The organism is Exiguobacterium aurantiacum DSM 6208 (assembly GCF_000702585.1).
Classification (GTDB): Bacteria; Bacillota; Bacilli; order Exiguobacteriales; family Exiguobacteriaceae; genus Exiguobacterium; species Exiguobacterium aurantiacum.
Genome location: NZ_JNIQ01000001.1, coordinates 1,533,721 through 1,558,558, shown reverse-complemented (window position 1 = coordinate 1,558,558; position 24,838 = coordinate 1,533,721). Strand labels below are relative to the sequence as shown.

The following is a 24,838-nucleotide window of genomic DNA, read 5'->3' as shown; positions in this document are numbered from 1 at the left end:
TTGTTTCAGGAGGTGACAAACAATGGCAAATATCAAATCAGCAATCAAACGTGCAAAAACTTCTGAAAAACGCCGTGTCGCGAACTCGCAAGAGAAAGCAGCAATGCGTACAGCAGTAAAACGTGTTGATGCCCTCGTACTCGAAGGAAACAAAGAAGCTGCTCAAGAAGCTTTCGTCCTCGCTACGAAGAAAATCGACAAAGCTGCAGCAAAAGGTCTTATCCACCAAAACAAAGCTGGTCGTGACAAATCACGTCTCGCAGCTCGCATCGCAGCTCTCTAATTAGAGACCAAACCGGAACAGCCGCCTCCATTAGGAGCCGGCTGTTTTTTTGTGATACATGACATAATGTGTCCCGATTCCCGGAATATAAAATGGCTCGCCGACGACGGTGAGTCCGTTCCGTTCATAAAAGCGAACAGCGACGGCTCGGGCGTTACACCACCACGACGCCCCGAGCTCCTCATTTAACGCCTGCAGGAAAGACGATCCGACTCCTTGCCCGGCGACGTCTTTAGCGGTCGCCATGCCGCGCAATTGAAGAATCACATGTTCGCCCGAAAGCTCACGTTCTTGTCGCATGACGGTCGCGATCGATAGGACGCGCCCTGCTTCGACCCAGGCGAAATGACGCGTGTCCCGAGCATCATCCCCGTCAAAATAACACGTCTCGATCGGACGCCCCGGACGCAATACCTCATGCCGGAGCGGAATCACATCTTCAAGTCTCACTTCTTGCAACCCCATGTTTTCACCTCACAATAATGTCAACTGACAGACGAGCGTATCGAACACGATCTGTTTGTCGCCTCGTCCCGTCTTCATCGATTCGTCCGCCTCGGCAATGACCGTCAAGGCCGTAGCGAGCTGCGCTTCCGTGAAGTTACGGCTCGCCTGACCTGCGAGTTTGACCGTGTACGGATGAGCCCCTATCTTCGAAGCGATCTGTTTCTCACCGTATCCTTTTTCCGTCAACTGTTTGGTAAGGTACATGTTTCGATATTGCCGGGCGAGCAAGGACAGCAGTCCAATCAACTCTTGACCTTGTTTTTCGAGATCACGGACGAGTCGAAGCGCGGCATCGGCCCGTCTGGCCACTAGAAACTCAGACAATTGAAACACGTTGTCCTCAAGTGTCCGCGGAACGAGGTCATTGACGACGTCGAGCGGGATCTCGGCCCCGTCGCTCGCGTATAGCTGTAATTTTTCAAGCTCGCGCACGAGTTTTCCCCAGTCGTCCTGGCATAAGAACAACAACCGTTCGACGGTCGAACGCTCCATTTTCTGCCCGCGACGGCTCAATTCATCGCCGACGTAACGCATGAGCTCCGTCTGGCTCGGCTTTTTCGCCTCAAGGACGATGGCCCGCTCCTTCAAGCGCTTGACGACTTTTTTCCGCTCATCGAGCTTTTCCGCTTCAACGATAAAGACGAGCACCGAATAAGGGGCTGGTTGGAGGGCATATTCGGTCAGCCGGTCCACGTTTTGTTTCTGTTTTTCTTTCGCACCGGTCAAAAACTGAGCGTGTTTGACGACGACGGTCCGATACTCACTGAAAAACGGTACCGTCTCGGCCTCATCGAGCGCAGTATCGAGTGACGTCTCATGCAGGTCGAGACGCATGACGTCGAATTGATCTCCGGACGGGTTGGCCGCTTTGACGATTTCGCGTTCCCACGTGTCGAGCAAGTACTTCTCTGTCCCGTACAACACGTAAACGTTGGACAGCTTCCCGTTATGTAGCCATGGTTCATTCAAAACACACACCACTTTCACAATTTATTCTTATCTAAAACATAGATAATCCTTCGCTGATTCGCTATACTTAGGACGGAACCATTTCAAGGAGGGACTCACTATGCATATTAACTCTGTTCGCCCACCAAGCGAAAACCCGTTCGAGAACGACGTGCAGTGCAAGCGGAACGACGCCATCGATTCAGCAATCGGCTTCATCGTACCGTTCGGCTTTTTCTTCACACTCTTCGCGATCGGTGTCCTCATCAAGTTCTTAAGCTTATAATGTATTAAACGATTGCCCCGGGGGAGCAATCGTTTTTTAGTTTATCATACATTTCATCGGCTGACCGCTGTTTCCACAATCCCTCGACACCCTCCACGCTCACATACGACCATGCCATGTTCATCGGTCCGTAACACGTGCTTCCCGACAAGGCGAGCTAACACGTCTTCATGCGGATGCCCGTATCGATTATTCCTGCCGACACTGATGACCGTCCATTCCGGGTCAACGCGAGTCAACAAGTCTTCACTCGAAGATGTGTCCGACCCGTGATGACCGAGCTTGAACACATCGACATCGACGGTCGGTAACTTCTTTTCACCGGCCTCAGGCAAGTCACCCGTCAACAAATATTTCAGCCCACCGACCATCATATAGACCGATACAGAGTTAGCGTTCTCATCGTCTTCCCTCTCAGTCGGACTGACGATCCACATCCACGGATACGGTCGGTCACCCGCTCGAACGAAACGGACCGGGACGTCGTACGTCGCGAGCGTCGATAACAGTTCGGACCGCTTCGTTTGATCAGTTCCTTCGGCCGCCAGCCATACCTCACGGACCTGCAGCTTCTCGAGGACACCGGTCAAGCCGCCGATATGGTCGTGGTCGGCATGAGTGAGCAACAAGAAGTCCAGTTCCCGCTCGCCTCGCTTCCAAACGTACGGAACGACGACATCAGCACCTGGGTCAAACGTCGACCGTTTCCTCTCGTCTGGGTCTTGATACACCCCACCGACATCGATCACCCCTGTCACCCCGTTCGCCTCGACGACGATCGCATCCCCTTGACCGACGTCTAAAAACGTGACCCGGTCTTCTTCGGCCGACTCTAACATGAACGCCAAGGCGAGAAGCGCCGCCCCTGCGCACAGCCAACCCACCTTCCGTCCGCGCTCCAATATCACGAGTCCGACCCACAACGAGCCCGCGAGATACAGACTATGCCAAAGCGTCACGTCGTGGAGCGGGAACCACGGTTTGTACGTATGGTGAAGCGCGAACGTCCCGTTCAACCCGTCGAGGATCGGGTGTAACAACCGATCGCTCGACGGAAACACGTACGTCAACAAAGCGAGCGGAATAATGACCCAAGAGATCAAGATGGCCACGATCACATTGTAGAGCGGAGCGAACCATGAAATGACTGGTTGGACGGCCCAAAGGACAATCAACCCGAACCACTGGGCGTAAAGCGCCAAGCTGAACACGTTCGTCCATATCGAACGGGTCACAATCAAGAAGAGGGTCATCCCGACCGTCAATTGAAACCCGAGATTGAACAATAAATAAGGGTGCAACGCCAACAGCACCGCCGCGCACCAACTGAGCAGCCGCATCGGATCACGGACCGAGTAGCCGACGAGTGTCAAGGCGAGCAGCACGTCCGCCACGAGTACGGCACGCGCGACCGGCGGCGAAAAGCCGGTCAGCCAACCGAACGCCGTCACACCGACCATGATGAACACCGTCTTCGTCTCCCGATGGAGCGGCAGCGGACGCATGAGCCATTTGAACGCGATCACGAGCATGGCGATATGTGACCCTGAAATGACGAGCAGATGGAGCAGTCCGGTCACACGGTACGAGAAAGACGTCTCCTCATCTAACAAACGCCCTTCCCCGAACAAGAGCGCCTGCATGTAAAGGGCGACGTCCGGACGGTGCCTCGTCTCGATCTTCAAGAGCTGCCGGTCTTTGAACCGTAGCATCCTCCCGTTCCAAGTGGCTGTCGGACGACACGATTCAATCGAGCTGTTCTTTCCTTTGAAGCTGAGCCCTGACCCGAGTGCCCAAGACGCCTCGTCAAACCCTCCGACGTTTCGAAGCGGGGAGAACGGTTCCGTCTCAAACATCACATGGCACGTCTCGCCTGGACGCCCCGCCGATACGTCCCGTCCGACCAACACCCCGCTCGCGTCGCCGATCGTGCCATATAATCGAACCGAACGACCGTTATCCCTGCGGCTCTCAATCTCAAAAGCGTACGGCACCTCTCCTGTGACCGGCAGCGGGGCGCCGTGAACGAAGACGATTAGGGCGAGACAGCTCGCCCCGATATGAGTGGCCATCGCTTGACCACGAAACGTCAGCGCGAGAAGTACGCCGACGAGCAACGCAATCGGCCACATCTCGTATGTGAAGGCAATGACGAGCATGATGGGAAGGAACGGATAGATCGGCATGTCACGGGACCAGCAAATACCCTTCCATGCTCTCTAGCGTCTTCTCACCAAACCCTTTGACGTTCCCGATCTCCTCGTACGACTTGAACGGTCCGTGCGTCTGCAAGTAGGTTAAAATCGCGTCTGCCTTGGCAGGACCGATGCCAGGTACGCTCATCAACTCCTCTTTTGTCGCACTGTTGACATGGACACCGTTCGTCCCGCCACTAGTCGTATCCGGTGCGGCCACGAGGACCTCACCTTTCCGCGGGACGGTGACTTTAGTGCCGTCGACGAGCAGTTGGGCCAAGTTCAACTGTTGCGGGTCGGCGTCGCTCGTCAAAACGGCGAGCGTCAACACGTCTCCGACTCTTGCGCCTTGAGGCATCGTGTACACGTCCGGCGTCTCGACCGCGCCGGCCACGTATACGACGACTTGAGACACTCCTCCTTCTGCCGACACGTTCGGTTCCACTTCTTCTGTGACAGTGAATTCTTCAACGATCGTCGTCTCTGGCTGTTTTGACGCGAATAAATACCCGACACCGATGAAGAGTCCAACGACGAGCCCGACGACGTACCGCTTCCATTTCTCCATTACGCATCCCTCCATGTCGACAAATGTTCACTTCCTAGTATGATGCACGTGTGTCGATAATGTTCGCTTCGTTAACGCATCGTTGCCCCGCCCTTCTGTGAGCACTCTCTTCACTTTCCTCATCCAGCAACACGACAAAAAAGAGACAAGCCGAAACTTGTCTCTTCCTCATTCGTTCTCAAAATGTTGGACTTGGCTCGCGAGCGCTGCCGCTTGCCCTTCTAACTCTTGCATCAAGGCAAAGATTTGATCGAAACTTGCTTGTTGTTCTTTCATCGAGGCGGCCACTTCTTCGTTCCCGGCTGCCAGTTCTTCGGTCACGCCGCTCACTTCCTCGACCCGCTTCAACACGTTCGTCACTTCACGGCTCGAGGCGACCATCTCGCGTTCGATCGTCGAGACGAATGTGGCCACGTGGTCGGTCCGGTCATGAATGCGTGTGAACGCTTGTTTCGTCAATCCGAACGCTTGAAGTTGGGCGTTCTGTTCGCGGCTTGATTCTTCGACCGTCTCCTTCAATCGTTCGACTTCTTCATGGATCGACTGGACGACACCAAAGATTGAACGGGTCGCCACGTTGCTCTCTTCGGCTAACTTCTTCACTTCGCTCGCAACGACAGCGAATCCACGCCCTGCCTCACCTGCTCGCGCGGCCTCGATGGCTGCGTTCAGAGCGAGCAAATTCGTCTGTGCCGCCACATCTTCGACGAGTTTTGCCATCTTCTCAATTTCGGCCGTGTTCCGTGCGAACTGTTCCATCCGGGTCACGAGCATCCCGTTTCGCTCACTCGATTGGTGCAAAATGCGTTCTTGATCGGTGAGCGTTTCGATCCCAGCGGCCACTTCACGTGTCATCTCGGTCGTTTCTTCGGTCGTCTGCCTCGTCTGGTCCAGGCTCGTTTCGAATGAAGAAGCCATAATACCGACCGATTCAAGCGTCTCTTGAAGTTCGGTCGCGATCGATTGGGCGCCGTTCGCCATTTCGTCGACCGCGTTCGTGATGTTCGATGTCGTGCTCACGACCGCCTCGTTCTCGGCTGCCGCCGTCTCGGTCATGTCATTCACTCGCATCGAGGTGACGCGGATCGATCCGATGACCGTCTGCAGGGAGGCCGTCATGTCTTGCATCGCCCGCTCCAATCGCCCAATCTCATCGCGCCGGGTCGAGTCCGGTAACGTGATCAACCGACCAGACGCGATCGCTTCGGCCGCCTCGACGTTCCGCTCGAGCGGAAGTGTGATCGACCGGGCAAAGAAAAAGTTGTAAATCCCGAGTGCGAGAATGACGAACCCTGTCAGGACGATCGACACGATGAACAGACGTCTCGTCTCCTCGGCCGCTTCACGTTGCAACGCCTCATAAAACGTACCGTTCTTGAGCAAGAGCGTGTTCACGTCATTCAGCAGACCTTCGAGCTTGGCGGCTTGGATGCGCGCCGCAATTCCGCCTTCACGGGCCGTCTCGACGTCGGCGCTGATGCGTTCATATTTCATCGTCGCTCGCTCCAGATGCTCTTCGAAGGCTGGAATCAAATACGTTTCCCGCAACGTGTCGAACGTCTCCGTGTTGTTCAGGCGGATACGCTCCAATTGATTGAGCGTCGCCGGGCTCATCTGCTCACCGAGCGACGTCCAAAGCGACTGTTCTTGGAGCAGCGACGTCTCGAGTTGCGACAACTCAATCATCTGTGAACCGTACTGTTCATTATAAGTCTGCAATCGGTTCAATGTCGTCAAGACGTAACTCATCATCAGTATAATCAACAGCACCGTGAAGACGGTGGAGAAAATAAATCGTTTCCGTAAACTCATCACTGTGCCCCCTCCATCAGACGTTTCTCGAACGATTCAAACCGTTCACGCTCGTCTTCGGTCCATTGGATGCGCCGCAGCGCTGACAAGCCGACACCGCCTTGGTCGAGACCGAGCACGTAATGTTCACTGAATACATCTGCTTTGACGTTGTTCGCAATTTCGACGATCGCCAAGTCGACTTGTTTCAACATCGATGTGATGACGGCGTCCGGGGCAATCATCGATTGGTCGCTATCGACACCGATCGCCTTCACCCCGTTCTTTTCAGCGGTCTCTAACACGCCGACACCCGTCAGTCCTGCCGCTGCATACAACACGTCAACGCCCGCTTGAATTTGTTTTTCCGCCAACATGCGGCCGATGTCCGGAGAGGCGAAATCGTTCGCATAATCGACGATGAGCTCGACGTCTTCATTTACCGCCTTTGCACCGAGCAAAAATCCGGTAGAAAATTTCTGAATCAGTTCATTGTCCACTCCGCCGATGAATCCGATTTTGTCCGTATCAGTCTCTAGTCCAGCGACAGCACCGGCCAAGGCACTTCCCTCCACTTCTTCAAACGTGACCGAGATGACGTTCGGTAATGTCGACACCGCGTCGATCAAAGCGAACTGCTGGTCCGGGTTGGCGGTCGCCACTGTTTCCAAGTCGGCCTGGCAAGCGAAGCCGAGACCGATGATGACGTCATGCCCGTCGGCGACGAGTTGCTCGAAGCCCGCTTTATACGTCTCGGTCTCGTCAAGCTCCCGATAGTCGACGAACCACTCTCCAGTCTCCCGTAGTTGGCCCATCCCGCGCATCGCCGCATCGCTGAACGACTGGTCCCCGAGACCGACGTCCGATAAGACGACACCCATCGATTGCCGCTCCTCGACGGTCGCCTCTGGTTGATTGATCACGGATTGACATCCCGATAACCAAGCAACGCACGCGGTCATCATTCCGATCATAACTGCTTTTCTCATGACTTTACTCCCTCTCTCTATTAGTCTGACATCTTACTTATCGACAGAATTCGACTTGGCTTGAAGTCATTCCAGTTGAAAGTTAGGGGAATCATCCGTGAAAAAAAGGCTGCAGACGAATCGTCTACAGCCTTGCTCGTTATTCTTCTGTTGCCGCGACAGTCGGTTCCGTCAACGTGCGGTCTGACGTATCACCAGTCGGGACGCTACCTTTCCCGACAAAGTTGTCGAGCAAATCTTTCATGTCGATGCCAGACGAGGCTTTGAGCGTCTGTTGAAGCGACGCCATCAAGTCGGTCGCGTAACCAGTCACTTTTCCGGCCCCACCGTCTTTGCCACTGCCCGTGTCGACGACCGTGATTTGATCGATGTTACCGAGCGGCGCCGCAATCTGTTTCGCATAGTCAGGAAGCATCTTGACGACCATGTCGAGAATGGCCGCCTGTCCGTATTGCTCGAACGCTTCCGCAATCTTCTGTTTCGCTTCGGCTTCAGCGAGACCGGTCAAGCGGATGATTTCAGCTTCCGCCTCCCCTTTCGCTCGTTCCGAGTCCGCTTCGGCGACACCAGCGAGTCGGACGCGTTCGGCGTCGGCTTTCGCCTCCGCTTCGATCCGGTACTTCTCGGCATCCGCTGAGGCGATTTGTCGCGCCTTGTCGGCTTCAGCTGACTGCTCGATCGCATAGCGGTCGGCATCGGCTTTCTTCTTCACTTCTGAGTCGTATTGTTTCTCACGACGCATAATCTCTTTCTCTTCGAGCTCGATTTGCTTTTGACGCTCGATGATTTGGACTTGCATCTGTTGCTCGGTGACTTCTTGTTTCGCTTTCGCCTCTTCGAGCTCGTACGCTTGGTCGGCCCGGGCTTTGGCGACGTCTTGTTCACGACGATATGCCGCGATCCGAAGCTGATTCTCTTTCTCGGCTTCAGCGATCTCTGAAGCCCGCTCAAGTTCCGCTTTCTTCGCGTCTTTCATCGCTTCCGCTTGCTTGATGCGTGTCTCTTTGTCGGCTTCTGCCGTCGCGATGTCAGCGTCGCGCTTCACTTGGGCAATCCGCGGCTTCCCGAGCGACTCAAGATAACCGTTCTTATCGCGGACGTCTTTAATTGTGAACGAGACGATGACGAGACCCATCTTGGCCAAATCTTGCGAGGCGACGCGTTGCACTTCTTGCGAGAACTTGTCACGGTTTTTATAAATCTCTTCGACAGTCATCGAACCGAGGATAGAACGGAGGTGACCTTCGAGCACTTCTTTCGCTTCGTTCTCGCGCTCGATTTTCGGTTTACCGAGGAATTGTTCGGCCGCCGTCGCGATTTCGCTGATCGACCCACCGATTTTAATGATGGCTGTCCCATCCGCCATGACCGGAACACCTTGCTCCGTGTACACTTCCGGTGTCGTCACTTCGAGCTTGCTTGAAAGAAGGCTGAGCGGTTCTGCCTGTTGGAAGACCGGCAAGACGAACGTACCGCCACCACGAATGATTTTGACCCGGTTGCCCGAGGCGTCGCTATGGACATTTTTCTTCCCTAAGTAACTACCGGTGACGATCAACGCCTCATCCGGTCCGACCGTACGGTACTTTAATACGAATACAAAAATCAGGGAAAGAATGATCACCCCGACGATAATGCTTGCAAGTATGACTGTATCCATCTATCCATTCTCCTTCCGGATTGTCGGCTCGTCATATTCCATGACGATCGCAATATTTCGTTCTACTTCAATGATAACGACGCGCCGTTCGCTCGGAATCGCTTTTTCGTCGATACTTTGCGCCGTCTTTACTACTGACCCGGTGACCGATTCGACGAGCACTTCCCCGTAGCCGCCTTCAGGGACCGGCACGGTCAACCGACCGACGAGGCCGATGAGCGACTCATCGGTCATGCCGATTGATTCCTCCGCGTTCGAGAGCGGCAATAAGACGAATAAGTAAAGAAGCGTCGTCAAGGCGAACGACCCGACGAGGGCAACGGCAAGCCCGATCATCGGCGAGACGTGCGCGAGCGCATTTAAAATGAGACCGATCCCCGCCCCGAGTGCCAAGAACGAAAGGATGACAGCCGGGTTGAACCAGCCTTCAAATAAATCGAACGCATCGGAGAACAGCATATAAATGAACGTGCCGAGCCCGGCGATGATCAATACCCACCAATATAATTGATCAATTGATTCCATTACCACCCCTCCTCGCTCCGGCGTTCATGCTCGAAAGCGAGCACGCGGCGCAGATGTTCAACTTCGAGCGCGAGCGCCCGTTCGATCGTGTCCCACTCAGTGAGCGGGCGTGTCGGTTGTTCGACATGTTCACGCACACGACCGATTGTTTGCTCAAAACGCAAGCGTTCATATCGGTCGACGGCCTCCACTCTTTCCTGACGAAGTAGCGTTAAATAATGATCGACTTCCGCTTGCAACGTAATGATTTGATCAGCCGTCGCCTCGGACGACTCTTGCATGAGCAGCCGACGCACCCGCACTTGATGGGCAACTAGTTTCGCGATCCTCGACTCAAGTTCGAGAATCTGTTTATAGAGGGATCCAGCCTCATCTTGCTCCGTGTCATCGCGCCACCACATCTTCGTCTCACCTCACTTCTTCTCGACTCATTGTTTCATACGAAAAAGCCGGGATGTTGGTTTCAAAATCCACAAAAAAAATGTAAGATTAATTTGCGAGACAGAAAGGAAGTGCTCCTGTTGGGCAATCAAGTCATCAAATTATCGGTCGAGGCGCAACGTGCCCTCATCGAAACGTATTCCTCCCAAGCGGTCAGCCCGCCTCCTCACGCTCGTTTCTGTGCAAAGACACCGACGTGCGTGATTACCGTCTACAATTCGGGTAAAGTCATGTTCCAAGGCCGAACCGCTGAACAAGAAGCAGCGAAATGGGGAGACGTCATCCAAAAGGCGGCATCCGTCCCTAAAACGACATTGCCTGAAGGCTTTTCCGACTGGTCCGTCATCGGTAGCGACGAAGTCGGAAAAGGCGACTTCTTCGGTCCACTCGTCGTCGTCGCCGCCTACGTGTCGAGCGACAACATCGCACTCGTCAAAGAACTCGGCGTCAAAGACTCCAAGTTGTTATCGGACACAGACATCAAGCGCATCGCCCGCGACTTGCACGTCACCATCCCGTATCAAAAAGCAACGCTCCATAATCCGATGTACAATAAGATGCAACGGACGATGACACAAGGAAAGATGACGGCAATCGCCCATAATGCTGCCTTGTCAGCGTTATTAAAAAAACTGGATCAGAAGCCAGACGCCATCTTGATCGACCAGTTCGCCGAAAAGAACGTCTATTACAGACATTTAAGCGGTGAAGCCGCTGTCGTCAAGGACGATGTCTTCTTTTCCACCAAGGCGGAAGGACTTCACGTGGCCGTCGCCGCCGCCTCGATTTTGGCGCGCGCGTTCTTTTTGAAGGAGATGGACAAATTGAGTCAAACCGTCGGCGTCACGTTACCAAAAGGAGCCGGCGCCAAAGTCGACCAAGTCGCCGCCACGTTGATTAAGCGTGATGGCGTCGAACGGTTGAATGACATCGCTAAAGTTCACTTCGCCAACACGAAAAAAGCCGTGCGTTTGAGCGAGTTGAAACGATAGTGCTCCTCGTCGACATATGGTATATTTGTTTCAAGGTTTAATGAACTTAAAAATTTTTGGAGGATAGCGTTCATGTTGCATTATAAAACGTATACATTAAGCGACGATCATCCTTGGGTCATCTTTATTCATGGCGCCGGGGGGAGCCTGTCTCACTGGTATCGTCAAATCCGACCGTTTAAAAAGAAATACAACGTCCTGTTGCTCGATTTGCGCGGCCATGGCGGATCGTATGATGCCGAGCAATCGTTGACGCAACCGCTCAACGCGTATACACTCGACGTCGTCGTCGAGGACGTAGTCGAAGTGATGGACCACTTGAACATCGAAAAAGGCCACATGGTCGGTCTATCGCTCGGGACAATCGTCATTCAAGCGATGTTCGAGCATCATCCGGAACGAATCGCCTCGGTCGTGCTCGGGGGCGCGATCGTCAAATTCAACGTTCGATCGACGTTGTTGATTCGTCTCGGCAGCCTCGTCCAAAGCTTCGTCCCGTACATGTGGCTCTATCAACTGTTCGCCTGGATTTTATTGCCGAAAAAACGCCACAAGAAGTCTCGGATGATGTTCGTCCGCGATGCGGCTAACCTTTGCCAGCGTGAATTCATCCGTTGGTTCAAAATGACCGAGAACATGAATCCGTTGTTGCGCCATTTCTCGTCGATTCAAACGTCCGTTCCAATCTTGTACGTGATGGGAGACGAGGACTACATGTTCCTTGAGGCGGTCGAACGCACGGCGAAACATCAGCCGACAGCGAACGTTCACGTCGTCCATGACTCCGGTCACGTCGTTAACGTCGACCAGCCGGACATCTTCAACACCGTATCGATGAACTTTATCGATGAACAAGTCGGATTGATCACGGCTAGCACGTCTTAACGAATTAACTCAAGAAAGGTAACGCTTACAAAAATGAGCGGTTACCTTTCTTTTTTTGGCGGCCGACAAATATTTTCAAATAAATTTTCAGAAAATATTGATTATTGAAAATTATCGTGTTAGTCTAAGACAAATCTTAGCAAAACGGAGGAGCGAAACGCCATGCATACACAGACACAACACGGCCTGCTGATTATTATTCGACGAAGGGACTGAAAATCGACTCGATGACCGAGACGAATTTTTGGGCCCTTGTTTCGATGGTTTCGGACGAGGCGCTCACCGTTTGTATCGTGCGCCTATCCCATCCGGATAGGTTTTTTTGTTGGAAAATAGACAGAGGAGATGATGGAAGTGAAACAGTACGCAATGGATCGAATGATTAAAATATCAGCAGGGATGGCAAGCGCCGTCCTCGTCACGCTCGGGGTCGGACTGCTGATCGAGACGATCGGTAAAATGACAGGACTCGATATGCTCGTCACAATCGGCCAAGTCGCCAAGTCCTTGCTCGCTCCGGCGCTCGGTGCCGGTGTCGCCTATCAGCTCGGCGGGAATACCCTCATTTTATTCAGTTCGATGATTGCGGCGACCGTCGGCGGGGCCGCGCTCCAACCGACCGAAAGTGGACTCGTCCTCGTCCCTGGTCAACCGATCAGTGCGTTGATCGCAGCGGCTGCTGCCGTCTGGATTGGAAAGCGTGTACTCGGGAAGACGAAGTTTGACATGATGGTCGTCCCGGTTTCCGCCGTCCTTGGCGGCGGCATCGTCGGCGTCGGGGCTGCTGCCGTCACGACACCGCTCATCAACTCGATCAGCGCTAGCATCACGGCTTCCGTCAATACGTCACCAATCGCCACATCACTCGTCATCGCACTCGTCTTCAGTGTTATGCTCATGTCACCGGCTTCATCGGCCGCGCTCGCCATCGCGCTTCAACTCGATCCAGTCGCGAGTGCTGCCGCCTTGATCGGTTGTACGGCCCAGTTCGTCGGTTTCACGCTCATGGCCTATCGCCAAACCGACCCAGGCGGTTTGGTCGCATCGTTCTTCGTCACACCGAAAGTCCAGTTTCCGAACGTCGTCAAAAATCCACGCGTCGTCATGCCGCCGTTCATCGCGGCCATGATCAGCGCCCCGATCGCGACGCTCTGGTTCTCGCTCGAAGTACCGTACGAGATTGCCGGCCTCGGTTTGAACTCAATGATCGCACCACTCAACATCTTGGCGGCGCAAGGCGTCGAAGCGTTCGCCATCTTCGTCGGCACGGGCGTCGTGCTTCCGGCAGTCATTACGTTCCTTCTTTATAAAGTGACTTGCCTCGTCGGATGGACGAAGTTTGGTGACTTGGCACTCGAAGTGCAATGACAAAAAACTGCGATTCCTAAGTTTAGGAATCGCAGTTTTTTGTGTTAAGCGCGAACGTCAGCGCCGTGAGCTACTTTCACAGCGGCGATAATCGCCTCGTAAGACGCTGTCACTTCTTCATCTTGAAGCGTGCGCGTCGGATCTTGATATTTAAGTGAGAAGGCGAGCGACTTCTCGTCTTCCCCGACGTTCTCACCCGTGTACACATCGAACAACGCGAGATCGATCAACAGCGGTCCAGCCGCCTGTTTGATTGTCGCTTCGACTTGACCGGCCGGGATGTCACGCTTCAACACGAGCGCTAAGTCGCGTGTGACGGATGGGAAACGCGGCACATCTTCATAGATGAGCTCGGCTGTCTGTTGCAACACGTCCAAGTCAAGTTCGAACACGTACACTTCTTTCAATCCGTACACGTCTTTGGACACGCCTGGGTGGACTTGTCCGACGTAACCGATGACACGTCCGTCGATGAGCACGTTTGCGGTACGACCTGGGTGCATATCCGCAACCACGGCCGCCTCATACGTCGCTTCGACACGTAGCGCAGCCAAGAGCGTCTCAACAGCCCCTTTGGCAACGAAGTAATCGACCGGGACACGCGTTCCTTGTGAACGGTGATCGTACCAGAGTCCCGTCAATACGCCGGCGACCCGCTCCGTTTCACGTGGCAACGTCTCACCTTGTTCGACATAGACGCGTCCTGTCTCATACAATCGCACGTTGGCTTGTTGACGCGACGTATTATAACGAGCCGCCTCGAGCAATCCTGGGATGATTGATGTCCGGAGCACCGAACGCTCTTCGCTCATCGGCATCGCCAAATTCACTTGCGTCAAATCGGCCCCACTGAAGCGCGAGGCGTTCCCGACACTCGTGAGCGAGTACGTGATGGCTTGCGACAGCCCTGCGCCTTGAAGGACACGACGGACGTGACGGCGCAACACGTTCTCTTTCGGAAGATACCCTTTCGAGCGCGACGCCGGAAGGCTCGACGGAAGACTGTCATAGCCATAGAGGCGTGCCACTTCTTCCGTGATGTCAGCCGGCAATTCCAAGTCAGGACGACGAGACGGTACGTGAACCGTCAACGTCTCATCACCGGTCACATCGAGACCGAGACGTTCCAAGATGCGGACGATCGTCGCCTGCTCAAGATCCATTCCGAGTCGATGGTTGATATAAGCGACAGAGACGTCAATCGTCCGGGCCGCCGAGTCTTTGTCCCCAGCGATGACGATGTCGCTGATTGTGCCACCGCTCACTTCGACGATGAGTTCGGCCGCACGATCAAGGGCCAATTGCAACCGTTCCGGGTCTACCCCCTTTTCGAACCGGGCACTCGAATCCGAGCGTAAACCGAGCGTCCGGCTCGTCTTACGGACCGATGCCGGTGCGAAATAGGCCGACTCAAGGATGATGCTCGACGTCGTCGCATCGACTTCAGTGTTCGCTCCACCCATGACACCGGCTATGGCGACAGGCTGTTCGCCGTTCGTGATGACCATCATCGAGGCATCGAGCGTGCGCGTTACGTCATCGAGCGTGACGATTTCTTCCCCGTCATGTGCTTGACGAACAGCAATCGTCGTTCCGAGTTTCGCCGTATCGAACGCATGAAGCGGTTGACCTAGCTCGAGCATGACGTAGTTCGTCACATCGACGACGTTGTTGATCGGACGGACGCCTTCTGCAATCAAAATGTTTTTCAACCATTGCGGTGAGTCACCGATGACGACGCCGTCGACACGGCGTGTCGCATAGTACGGACAGTTGTCTGTCTCGAGACGAACGCTGACCGTGTTCGCGACATCTGTCGTCACGTCGGCAGTCGGTAATGTGTATGGACGCTCAAGAATGGCCGCGACTTCATGAATGATCCCGTAAAGGCTCAAGCAATCCGAGCGGTTCGGAGTCAATCCGAGTTCGATTACTTCATCGTCGAGGTCTAACAGGCGGATGACGTCTGCACCGATTTCGACAGGTTCACGGAACGTGTGAATGCCGTCCTGCTCGTCTTCACGAATTTGTTTTTTCTCGAACCCGAGTTCCTCGAGCGAGCAAATCATCCCTTGCGACTCGACGCCGCGTAGCTTCGCTTTCTTGATTTTGAGTCCCGGGAGACGGGCTCCGACCGTCGCCACGATGACGTGTTGACCGGCGGCGACGTTCGGCGCGCCACAGACGATTTGGACCGGGCTTTCCGCGCCGATATCGACCGTCGTCACGTTCAATTTGTCAGCCTCCGGATGCTTCTCGCAAGCGAGGACATGCCCGACGACGAGTCCCGACAAACCTTCAGACCGGCTGACGACGCTCTCGACTTCAATCCCGTTTTTCGTGATTAAGTCGCCAAGCGTTTGTCCGCTCAAATCGGATACATCAATATATTGATTCAACCATTTTTTTGATAATAACATGTGTGATCCCCCTTAGAATTGCTCGATGAAGCGTAAGTCGTTTGTATAGAAGTGGCGAATATCGTCCACCCCATGTTTTAACATCGCCATCCGTTCGACACCGATTCCGAATGCGAATCCAGACATCTTCGTCGAATCATAGCCTGCCATCTCGAGCACACGTGGATGCACCATCCCAGCACCCAAGATCTCAATCCAGCCCGTCTTCTTACAGACGTTGCAGCCTTTGCCGCCGCACTTGAAACAAGAGATATCGACTTCGACTGACGGTTCGGTGAACGGGAAGAAACTCGGACGGAGACGAATCTCACGCGTCTCACCGAACAACTGCTTGACGAACGATTCGAGCGTCCCTTTCAAATCAGCCATCGAGATATGCTCATCGATGACGAGCCCTTCGATTTGCATGAACTGATGCGAGTGGGTCGCGTCATCCTCGTCGCGGCGGTACACTTTGCCCGGGCAGATGATGCGAATCGGCTGTCCGCCTGCTTCGAGCATCGTCCGTGCCTGTACAGGGGACGTATGCGTCCGGAGGAGCGTCTCGTCTGTGACATAGAACGAATCCTGCATGTCGCGGGCCGGATGGTCTTTCGGGAGGTTGAGCATCTCGAAGTTATACAAGTCGGTCTCGACTTCCGGACCTTCGGCGATCGTATAGCCGAGGCCGACGAACAAATCTTCCATCTCATCGACAATCTGTTGAAGCAAATGCGTGTGTCCTGGCAATGACGTCCGACCTGGGAGCGTGACATCAATCGTTTCCGCCGCGAGTTTCGCTTCGAGTTCGACTGCCTTCACTTCCTCGATCCGGGCCTCTAACGTATCTTGGATTGTCGTGCGGACCGTGTTGACGAGTTCGCCGACGGCAGGTCGTTCTTCAGGTGAGAGTTTCCCCATCCCGCGCAACACTTCGGTCATCGGCCCCTTTTTGCCTAAATATTTGATGCGGACGTCGTTCAACGTCTTTTGTGTCGATGCCGCCCCAATCTCTTGGAGCGCCTCTTGTTGTAACAACTCTAACTGTTCTTTCATCAATAATTCCTCCTCTACAAAAAAAAGTCCCTTCAGTCGATGACTGAAGGGACGAATAATCGCGGTACCACCCTGCTTGGCCGTTTGAGGCCCACTTAAGAGGCATCGTTATCGAGATGCCAACCCGGTGTTGTCTCCAACACGACTCCAGAGTGAATTCGGCGCCGCCCGAGGCATCGGCTCTCAATCACGGCCCATGCTCCCTGTACTCGTTCGGTAGTTCGCGTACTATGCTCCTTCAACGTCTATACTATTACGTTCAATATAACTAACCTATCATGATTCAAAAAAGCTGACAAGTTTATTTTAGCGCGATGCGATACATGAGAATCCCGGCCGCGACCGCGGCGTTGAGTGATTCGGCGTCACCGAGCACCGGGATATGGACACGCGTGTCACACAAGGCGAGGACGTCAGCGTGAACGCCTTGCGCCTCGTTTCCGATGACGAGAGCGACTTTCTCGTTGAAGTCAACTTGGTCGTATGACTTCGCTTTTGAAAGGGCTGTCCCGTACACGTGGAAGCCTTCACTCTTTAATTCAGGTAACGTCTCGAGTAAATCGACCGAGCTCACGTTCACGTGGAACAGTGAACCTTGCGTCGCCCGGACCGCCTTGGCGTTATACGGGTCGACCGTCCCTTTTCCGAGCAAGACGGTATCAAATCCGGCCGCATCAGCCGTCCGAATCATCGTCCCTAAGTTACCAGGGTCTTGAATCCGATCGAGGACGAGAACGTGCTTCATCTTCCGCTCGACCGGGGACATGTTCACGACAGCGAACACGCCTTGCGTCTTCTCCGTCTCAGACAACAAATCGGCGACGTGGTCCGATAACTCGAGCACAGGCATTTCATCTAGACGCCACGAGTTCTTTGGCGAGTATGATTCACCCATGATCAACTGAACGAGACGACCGGCACGAATCGCCTCGTCGACCAAATGCTCGCCCTCGACAAGAAATTGCCCGGACTCTTGTCTGCCTTTTTTCGTCATCAACCGTTTCAACCGCTTGATGGTCTCACTTTTCGTAGACGTGATTTTCGTCATATTATCCCTCTTTCAACCATTGAACCGTTTCGTGATTTAATCGTTTTGTGAGTGCGACGACTAAATCGACCGCCGCCTCATAATCCGCTTTATGAATAATCGAGACGTTCGTGTGCAAGTAACGGACCGGTACCGTGAGCGCCACGGCCGGCATCCCGACACCTGATAGATGGAAACGACCAGCGTCCGTACCGCCACCCGGCGTCAAGTCTAATTGATACTTGATGTCATTCTCTTTCGCCACGTCAACGATCAAATCGATTAAACGCGGATTCGTGACCGTCGTCGCATCAAAGAAGATGACTTGGACCCCTTCTCCGAGTTTAGACAACCCTTCAGCCGGCGTCATGCCCGGCGTGTCTCCCGGAATGCCTGTATCCACGGCAATGGCGACGTCCGGTTTGATCAAGTTGGCCGCTGTCACCGCACCGCGCAAACCGACCTCTTCTTGGACGGTCGCACCGGAGAAGACGACACCTGGCACGGTTTCTTCTTTCAAACGTTTCGCCGCTTCGATCGCGATGGCGCAACCGATTCGGTTGTCCCATGCTTTTGCCATCAAGAAGTTCTCATTTTTCATGACCGTGAACTCACAATGCGGGACGACCGTATCTCCCGGGCGAATTCCCCATTCGGCGACTTCGTCTTTCGATGTCGCGCCGATATCGAGGAACATGTCCTTAATCTCGACCGGTTTTTTGCGGGCTTCCATCGGCAAGACGTGTGGCGGCTTCGCCCCGATCACGCCAGGAATCTTTTCACCCGAGCGCGTCACGACGTCCATGCGTTGTGCCAATAGCACTTGGTTCCACCAACCGCCGAGTGCTTGGAAACGAAGGAACCCTCCTTCTTCGATTCGTGTCACCATGAAGCCGACTTCGTCCATATGGCCGGCAATCATGACACGCGGGCCATCGGCGTCTCCGGTCACACGCCCGAACAAGCTGCCAAGTCCGTCTTGTTCAAACGATTCGACGTGCGGTTCGAGGTATTCGCGCATGAGAGATCGGACTTCCCCTTCGTTTCCTGGGACACCTGTCGCATCCGTCAATCGTTTTAACATATGTAATGATTCGTTCATCTCATATCGCTCCTTTTTCCGTTTAGTAGCCTTGATCTTGTCGCTCATGGTTCACTTGATTTTTCGACATATACGCCATCATAATCAATTCTTCATTAAACCCTAACGTATAACCGAGTTCGAGATATGCCGCCATCAGCGTCTCGTACATCGCTTCCGTCTTCGACAAACCAAAATTCGTCACTTTCCGGAAAACGTCTAAAAAAGCATCAGTCGCATCAAGATACGAGCTACCGGCCGGGAACGACTCCCGTTCATAACCGAGGGCGAGGCCGAGTGACAGTAAAAAGTGCATGCCGTCAACATACTCCTCTAAGATCACGTCTTGAGGCGACGGGCCTTTCGTCGACCAAAATTTAAAACTACGGGTCTCATTGGCGAGTTCCCCAAGTTCGACGTGTAACGCGAGCAAGCGCTCATCGAATTGGTTCCCGGATAGTTGATGTTCTTCTTTGATCCGCTCATCCAAACGACGCTGCTGATCAAATAATGTTGTCCAGTTCACCGGTTGCTCCTCCTATTCTCCACTTAAAGCAGTACTAAAATCATTAAAGACCAGCCCACTGCTAAAATCAATACTTGTAATTGGACGCTTTTTGGGGCATGAACGGTCTTCTTGCGTGTCAAATGAAGCCCGAACAGCGCACCGATCGCGCCGCCCGCGTAAGCGTATAATATGTTGAAATCACCGTTCCCGTGCGTGTAGTTCTTCGCTTGGATGTACGTGAAGACGTTCAAGACGATGAGCGCCACGGCGATGATTGCTAAAACCGATTGATCCATACGTTCTCCTCCTTCTCTTCATCTTAAGAAATTACCGAGAAAAAAGAAAGCGCCGAGACATTATCTCGGCGCTTTCGTTTGAACGATTAAGCGTTCAATTTTGATTTAGCTGTGTCAGCGAGTGACGCGAACGCTTGTGCATCCGTCACAGCAAGCTCAGCAAGCATCTTACGGTTGATGTCGATCCCTGCAAGCTTGAGGCCGTGCATCATACGGCTGTATGAGAGGCCGTTTGTGCGTGCTGCCGCATTGATACGTGTGATCCAAAGACGACGGAAATCACGTTTCTTTTGACGACGGTCACGGTATGCGTACATGAGTGACTTCATGACCTGTTGTTTTGCTACTTTAAATAGAATATGTTTTGCGCCATAATAACCTTTGGCCAATTTGATTTGCTTTTTACGACGTTGACGAGTCGTATAACCGCCTTTTACGCGTGGCATATAGTTTCCCTCCTAAATTCCTTCTGTATTACTTCGCGATCATGTTGCGAATGCGTTTGAAGTCTCCAGCTGATACGATAGCACCTTTACGGAGCTTACGTTTCGCTTTTGTCGATTTGTTACCAAACAAGTGACTTGTGTAAGCGTGTGAACGCTTGAGTTTACCTGATGCAGTACGTTTGAAACGTTTTGAAGCACCACGGTGCGATTTCATTTTCGGCATGAGTATTTCCTCCCCACTATGACTCGATGATTAATCTTCTTTCTTCGGAGCCAGCACTAAGAACATGCTGCGTCCTTCCATCTTCGGCTTTTGTTCAACTGTTGCCAAGTCGGCACATTCCGCCGCCAATTTTTCCATAACGCGTCTGCCGATTTCCGAGTGTGTGATGGCACGTCCGCGGAAACGGATCGACGCCTTCACTTTGTTTCCATTTTCAAGGAATTTGCGAGCGTTACGCAATTTCGTCTGGAAATCATTTTCCTCGATTGTCGGGCTGAGGCGTACTTCTTTCAATTGGATGACCTTTTGGTTTTTACGCGCTTCTTTCTCCTTTTTCTGGAGTTCGAAACGGTATTTACCATAGTCCATGATTTTAGCGACCGGTGGGTTTGCTTTGTCGGCGACCAAGACTAAGTCGAGTTCAGCCTCTTCAGCCAAGCGTAATGCTTCACTGCGCGATTGCACACCGAGTTGTGCACCGTCCGCTCCAATTAAGCGAACTTCACGGGCACGAATGTTTTCGTTGATAAAGAGCTCTTTGCTAATGGTTAGCACCTCCATCGTGCGATTGCACGAGTTTTAGATTGATAAGACAACATGGCAATAAAAAAAGCGTCGGCAGTTTCCCGCCCACACATCATTTCGAATCCAAAGCGGAACAATTCCGACTTTGAGTTGCGTACATGATGGACCTGACCGAAGCTGTTCGGACGAGGTGAGAAGCGGGCGCTTCTGCTTTGTTGTTTTTAATCACTAAGTCATCTTAACACTAACAGGAAAAGATGTCAAGAATTCGCGCATGAATAATTGGTAGCTCACACTTTTATGATAATAACAGTCATTCCATCGTTTCGCAATACCTTTTGTACGGGAATAAAAATAAAAAAGGGAGGGATGGACATGGATTGGCGAAATAAGATCGGTGATGACCATAATTATCATGACCAAGTCGAGCGGATCGTTACAGAAACGATGCGTCATCACGGACTTGAAGATGAGAAGCTGAAAGCGGTGTTGACCGACCTTCTCGAAGAGATGAACCGGATCACGTTGAAGATTGTCGATGACAACAAGAGCGCGCGGGATTACATCTATAAACGTTGGTATTAAAAAAGGGCGTGAGCCCTTTTTTAAACCTGTTTAATTCGTCAACGATTTGAAGAAGTTACTGAGCGCCGCGAACAATCGGGCGAAGAACCCTTTGACTTCTTCTTGTTCGAGGAAAGATTGGACGTTTTGTCCGGCCCCTTTCAACCCGTCACTGATCGATCCCCAATCGAGGTTCGCTTGTTGCATGTTCTCGAACAGACCTGTCAAACGGTTCAGTTGCGTGTCTGACAGCTGGACGTTGTTTTGATTGAGCACTTGAATGACGATATCGCGAATCTCGATGTTCGTCTCTGGTTTTTCGTTGGCGATCGCCGCTTTGATCTCGTTCATAAGACCCGCGACATCGTCTTGGCCGACCGTTTTCCCGATTTCTGACGTGACGGCGAGTTCTTCTTGGGCGAGCACTTTCCGCTCTTCACTCAATTCGATGCCCGTCTCACTGGCGGTGACGTCATACGCCTTCATGATGCCTGTGAGAGCGGACGTGCCGGTCACGCGAATCGGTGACGTGATGTAGATGTCTGCGTCGGTCACACCGGCCGTGACGAGTGCATTCGCATACATATCTTCCGTCACCCACGTGACGTTCTCCGTCTTAATGTTCAACCCTGTGCCTTCCTCCATCAATTTGATGCGGGCCGACGAGTACATCCCACCCCCACGCTGGGCTTGTGGAACCGCGTCTCCTAAATATTTTTCTTCGTCGGCCACGGTCGCGATAATCGGATCGATGCCGGCCGGTGCCTCGACGCGGTCGAGCACCCACTGTTGCTGGTTCGAGGAGAGCGACTCCCCGAGCGTGACGATTGTATCGTCCACGATGGCTTCTGCGTTTACTTTTGGTATCATGCTCGTCGCGACGACCGAACCGATTGTCAGCGCTACGAATGGTTTCATAAATTTCAAGATAATCACTCCTTTCTTCTACCTTACGTGTTCTCTCACCTATTTCGCATCCGTCTTTAGACCGAAAAGAAGACCACCCTTCCGAAGAAGGATGGTCCCTCGTTTAACGTGAACGATTGGCGATTTCTTCCGTCAACGACGTGATAAATTCGTCGAGTGAAGCCGACACTTGTTCTTGTTGGCCGTAACGGCGGATGTTGACCGCCCGCTCGTCGCGCTCTTTGTCGCCGAGCACGAGCGTCATCGGGATTTTCTTCATCTGTGCCTCACGAATCTTATAGCCGAGTTTCTCGTCGCGAAGATCCGTCTCGACGCGGACGCCACGTTTGACGAGCTCCGCTTTCACTTCTGCGACATACTCGTCATGGACGTGCGACACCGGGATCAACTTCACTTGGACCGGTGCGAGCCATGTCGGGAAGGCGCCCTTGTACTCTTCGATCAAGTACGCGACGAACCGTTCCATCGTCGAGACGACACCGCGGTGCAACACGATCGGGCGGTGATCTTTGCCGTCCGGACCTGTGTACGTCAAGTCGAAACGTTCTGGGAGCAAGAAGTCGAGTTGAACGGTCGAGAGCGTCTCTTCTTTGCCGAGCGCCGTGCGGACTTGGACATCAAGCTTCGGTCCGTAGAACGCCGCTTCTCCGTCTGCCTCGAAATACGGGAGACCGAGCTCGTCCATCGTCTCTTTCAACTGACGTTGGGCCGTCTCCCAGATCGCGTCGTTGTCGAAGTACTTCTCTTTGTCGGCCGGGTCACGATACGACAAGCGGAAGCGATAGTCTTTAATGCCGAAGTCGGCGTATACTTCTTGGATCAAATGAACGATGTCTTTGAACTCTTGCTTCATCTGTTCCGGTGTGACGAACGTATGTCCATCGTTTAATACCATGTAACGGACGCGTTGAAGGCCTGTGAGCGCTCCAGACATCTCGTAACGGTGCATACCGCCGAGTTCAGCGATACGAAGCGGCAACTCACGGTACGAGCGCGGCTCGTGCTTGTAAATCGTCATATGGTGTGGGCAGTTCATCGGTCGGAGAACGAGTTCCTCATTGTCCATCTCCATTTTCGGGAACATGTCGTCTTGATAGTGGTCCCAGTGTCCAGACGTCTTATACAGGTCGACCGAGCCGAGAACCGGCGTATACACATGCTGGTAGCCGAGTTCGAGCTCTTTGTCGACGATATAACGTTCGACCGTGCGGCGGATCGACGCACCTTTCGGGAGCCACATCGGCAAGCCTTGACCGACTTCTTGTGAGACGAAGAAGAGATCGAGCTCTTTTCCGAGTTTACGGTGATCACGCTCTTTCGCTTCTTCTAAAAGACGCAAATGTTCCGCGAGCTGTTCTTTCGTCGCCCACGCCGTCCCGTAAATACGTTGGAGCATTTTGTTATTTGAATCGCCACGCCAGTAGGCACCGGCGACACTCATCAATTTGAACACTTTCAATTTCGACGTCGATGAAACGTGTGGTCCACGGCAAAGGTCGAAAAATTCACCTTGATGATACATCGTGAGCGTCTCATCGGCCGGAATGTCTTCGAGCAATTCGATTTTGAGCGGGTCCCCGAGTTCTTTATAACGGGCGAGCGCCTCGTCACGTGACACGACTTCACGTGTGATGTCGAGGTTCTCGTCGACGATACGCTTCATCATCTTCTCGATTTCTGGAAGGTCTTCCTCGTTGATGCGACGGTCCATCTCGATATCATAATAGAATCCGTTCTCGATCGTCGGGCCGATCCCGAGATAAATCGAGCCTTCTTCACCGTAAAGACGCTTGATCGCTTGTGCCATCAAGTGCGCTGACGAGTGACGCATCAAATCGAGTCCGTCTTCCGAGTCAGGCATGACGAGCTCGATACGGCCGTCTTGATTGATTGGACGGCGATAGTCAATCAGTTCACCGTCAATTTTGGCGGCGATCGCCTTTTTACGAAGTCCTGGGCTGATCGAACCCGCCACTTCTTCTGCTGTGATCCCCGCCTCGAACTCTTTGACGGCGCCATCTGGAAATGTTAAATGAATCATGTGTCAACTTCCCCTCTCTATTTAGAAAAAAATAAAAAAAGCCCATCCCTATGAAAGGGACGAGCTTTGATTCTCGTGGTACCACCCTCGTTCCCAAGCAGAAGCTTGGCTCGAACACACGATAACGAGTGTGACCCGCCGCACGATTGTCCCGTACGGTGCTAAGAGGGAGTAAGACGGTCGTCGTGTTTAGGAAGCTCGCACCAACCTTCCCTCGCTTAGAAACCCGTATCGACATCTCGTGTCCTCTATTCCTGCATCGGTTATATGCTTATTAGTATAGTCAACCTAATCGAGAAAAACAATC

Annotated in this window: 26 protein-coding genes; 6 read left to right on the top strand and 20 right to left on the bottom strand. The window is 53.1% G+C overall.

From position 1 onward, the window contains the following. The first annotated feature begins 22 nt into the window (after positions 1 to 22). Positions 23 to 283, top strand: a complete 261-nt coding sequence (gene rpsT, locus P398_RS0108210) for a 30S ribosomal protein S20 (RefSeq protein ID WP_021065661.1) — start codon at positions 23 to 25, stop codon at positions 281 to 283. Positions 284 to 313: 30 nt separating this feature from the next. Here the strand turns inward: rpsT and P398_RS0108205 are convergent, their stop codons facing one another. Continuing rightward, positions 314 to 748, bottom strand: coding sequence for a GNAT family N-acetyltransferase (locus P398_RS0108205; protein WP_029334734.1), 435 nt, complete (start codon positions 746 to 748; stop codon positions 314 to 316). Positions 749 to 757: 9 nt separating this feature from the next. Beyond that, positions 758 to 1,768 carry a DNA polymerase III subunit delta gene (gene holA / locus P398_RS0108200; RefSeq protein ID WP_235263478.1) on the bottom strand — a complete coding sequence of 337 codons (1,011 nt, stop codon included), beginning with the start codon at positions 1,766 to 1,768 and terminating at the stop codon, positions 758 to 760. Positions 1,769 to 1,859: 91 nt separating this feature from the next. On the opposite strand from holA, the gene P398_RS16590 reads away from it, so the two are divergent. Next, entirely contained in the window at positions 1,860 to 2,024 is a 165-nt protein-coding gene (locus P398_RS16590) for a YqzM family protein (RefSeq protein ID WP_024371416.1), read from the top strand. Positions 2,025 to 2,077: 53 nt separating this feature from the next. Here the strand turns inward: P398_RS16590 and P398_RS0108190 are convergent, their stop codons facing one another. The 7 genes from P398_RS0108190 to P398_RS0108160 all read right to left on the bottom strand — a co-directional run bounded on the left by P398_RS0108190 (position 2,078) and on the right by P398_RS0108160 (position 10,153). Continuing rightward, a complete protein-coding gene (locus P398_RS0108190) occupies positions 2,078 to 4,210 on the bottom strand; it encodes a ComEC/Rec2 family competence protein (RefSeq protein WP_029334733.1) in 2,133 nt (710 codons plus the stop codon). A 1-nt stretch (position 4,211) separates the two neighbouring features. Next, positions 4,212 to 4,787: a helix-hairpin-helix domain-containing protein gene (locus P398_RS0108185; protein ID WP_029334732.1), complete on the bottom strand. Its 576-nt coding sequence runs from the start codon at positions 4,785 to 4,787 to the stop codon at positions 4,212 to 4,214. A gap of 168 nt (positions 4,788 to 4,955) precedes the next feature. Then, a complete protein-coding gene (locus P398_RS0108180; protein ID WP_029334731.1) occupies positions 4,956 to 6,599 on the bottom strand; it encodes a methyl-accepting chemotaxis protein in 1,644 nt (547 codons plus the stop codon). Next, complete coding sequence (locus P398_RS0108175; protein WP_029334730.1) at positions 6,599 to 7,567, bottom strand: BMP family lipoprotein; 969 nt, start codon at positions 7,565 to 7,567, stop codon at positions 6,599 to 6,601. Before P398_RS0108175 ends, P398_RS0108180 begins: the two co-directional genes overlap by 1 nt. Positions 7,568 to 7,706: 139 nt before the next feature. Further along, complete coding sequence (locus P398_RS0108170) at positions 7,707 to 9,227, bottom strand: flotillin family protein (RefSeq protein WP_024371411.1); 1,521 nt, start codon at positions 9,225 to 9,227, stop codon at positions 7,707 to 7,709. After that, positions 9,228 to 9,752, bottom strand: coding sequence for an NfeD family protein (locus tag P398_RS0108165; RefSeq protein ID WP_029334729.1), 525 nt, complete (start codon positions 9,750 to 9,752; stop codon positions 9,228 to 9,230). Beyond that, positions 9,752 to 10,153, bottom strand: a complete 402-nt coding sequence (locus P398_RS0108160) for a hypothetical protein (RefSeq protein WP_024371409.1) — start codon at positions 10,151 to 10,153, stop codon at positions 9,752 to 9,754. Before P398_RS0108160 ends, P398_RS0108165 begins: the two co-directional genes overlap by 1 nt. Before the next feature lie 120 nt (positions 10,154 to 10,273). Between P398_RS0108160 and rnhC the strand changes: the two genes are divergently transcribed. The 3 genes from rnhC to P398_RS0108145 all read left to right on the top strand — a co-directional run bounded on the left by rnhC (position 10,274) and on the right by P398_RS0108145 (position 13,438). Beyond that, positions 10,274 to 11,185, top strand: a complete 912-nt coding sequence (gene rnhC, locus P398_RS0108155; protein ID WP_024371408.1) for a ribonuclease HIII — start codon at positions 10,274 to 10,276, stop codon at positions 11,183 to 11,185. A gap of 72 nt (positions 11,186 to 11,257) precedes the next feature. Next, the gene (locus P398_RS0108150; protein WP_029334728.1) at positions 11,258 to 12,070 is read left to right on the top strand and encodes an alpha/beta fold hydrolase; all 813 of its coding nucleotides are present in this window, start codon (positions 11,258 to 11,260) and stop codon (positions 12,068 to 12,070) included. 345 nt (positions 12,071 to 12,415) lie between these two features. Next, positions 12,416 to 13,438 (top strand): PTS transporter subunit IIC, encoded by a 1,023-nt coding sequence (locus P398_RS0108145; protein WP_024371406.1) that lies wholly within the window; start codon positions 12,416 to 12,418, stop codon positions 13,436 to 13,438. 44 nt (positions 13,439 to 13,482) lie between these two features. Here the strand turns inward: P398_RS0108145 and pheT are convergent, their stop codons facing one another. From pheT to infC, 9 genes are all read right to left on the bottom strand, one after another. Beyond that, entirely contained in the window at positions 13,483 to 15,858 is a 2,376-nt protein-coding gene (gene pheT / locus P398_RS0108140) for a phenylalanine--tRNA ligase subunit beta (protein ID WP_029334726.1), read from the bottom strand. Positions 15,859 to 15,870: 12 nt separating this feature from the next. Then, positions 15,871 to 16,893 (bottom strand): phenylalanine--tRNA ligase subunit alpha, encoded by a 1,023-nt coding sequence (pheS, locus tag P398_RS0108135; protein ID WP_024371404.1) that lies wholly within the window; start codon positions 16,891 to 16,893, stop codon positions 15,871 to 15,873. A gap of 301 nt (positions 16,894 to 17,194) precedes the next feature. After that, positions 17,195 to 17,941 (bottom strand): TrmH family RNA methyltransferase, encoded by a 747-nt coding sequence (locus P398_RS0108130; protein WP_029334725.1) that lies wholly within the window; start codon positions 17,939 to 17,941, stop codon positions 17,195 to 17,197. Between the two features lies 1 nt (position 17,942). Beyond that, complete coding sequence (locus P398_RS0108125; protein WP_029334724.1) at positions 17,943 to 19,022, bottom strand: M42 family metallopeptidase; 1,080 nt, start codon at positions 19,020 to 19,022, stop codon at positions 17,943 to 17,945. Between the two features lie 22 nt (positions 19,023 to 19,044). Next, on the bottom strand, positions 19,045 to 19,527 hold the full coding sequence (locus P398_RS0108120; protein WP_024371401.1) for a dUTP diphosphatase: 483 nt from the start codon (positions 19,525 to 19,527) through the stop codon (positions 19,045 to 19,047). 23 nt (positions 19,528 to 19,550) lie between these two features. Further along, positions 19,551 to 19,805 carry a hypothetical protein gene (locus tag P398_RS0108115; RefSeq protein WP_024371400.1) on the bottom strand — a complete coding sequence of 85 codons (255 nt, stop codon included), beginning with the start codon at positions 19,803 to 19,805 and terminating at the stop codon, positions 19,551 to 19,553. Positions 19,806 to 19,891: 86 nt separating this feature from the next. Then, the gene (gene rplT, locus P398_RS0108110) at positions 19,892 to 20,251 is read right to left on the bottom strand and encodes a 50S ribosomal protein L20 (RefSeq protein WP_024371399.1); all 360 of its coding nucleotides are present in this window, start codon (positions 20,249 to 20,251) and stop codon (positions 19,892 to 19,894) included. 28 nt (positions 20,252 to 20,279) lie between these two features. Beyond that, positions 20,280 to 20,474 (bottom strand): 50S ribosomal protein L35, encoded by a 195-nt coding sequence (gene rpmI / locus P398_RS0108105; RefSeq protein WP_021065641.1) that lies wholly within the window; start codon positions 20,472 to 20,474, stop codon positions 20,280 to 20,282. Positions 20,475 to 20,504: 30 nt separating this feature from the next. Then, a complete protein-coding gene (infC, locus tag P398_RS0108100; RefSeq protein WP_024371398.1) occupies positions 20,505 to 21,035 on the bottom strand; it encodes a translation initiation factor IF-3 in 531 nt (176 codons plus the stop codon). 339 nt (positions 21,036 to 21,374) lie between these two features. On the opposite strand from infC, the gene P398_RS0108095 reads away from it, so the two are divergent. Next, positions 21,375 to 21,584, top strand: coding sequence for a hypothetical protein (locus P398_RS0108095; protein WP_029334723.1), 210 nt, complete (start codon positions 21,375 to 21,377; stop codon positions 21,582 to 21,584). Positions 21,585 to 21,614: 30 nt separating this feature from the next. On the opposite strand, the gene P398_RS0108090 is transcribed toward P398_RS0108095, so the two are convergent. Next, a complete protein-coding gene (locus P398_RS0108090; RefSeq protein ID WP_029334722.1) occupies positions 21,615 to 22,481 on the bottom strand; it encodes a DUF1002 domain-containing protein in 867 nt (288 codons plus the stop codon). Between the two features lie 112 nt (positions 22,482 to 22,593). Beyond that, entirely contained in the window at positions 22,594 to 24,531 is a 1,938-nt protein-coding gene (thrS, locus tag P398_RS0108085; RefSeq protein WP_029334721.1) for a threonine--tRNA ligase, read from the bottom strand. Positions 24,532 to 24,838: the final 307 nt, after the last annotated feature.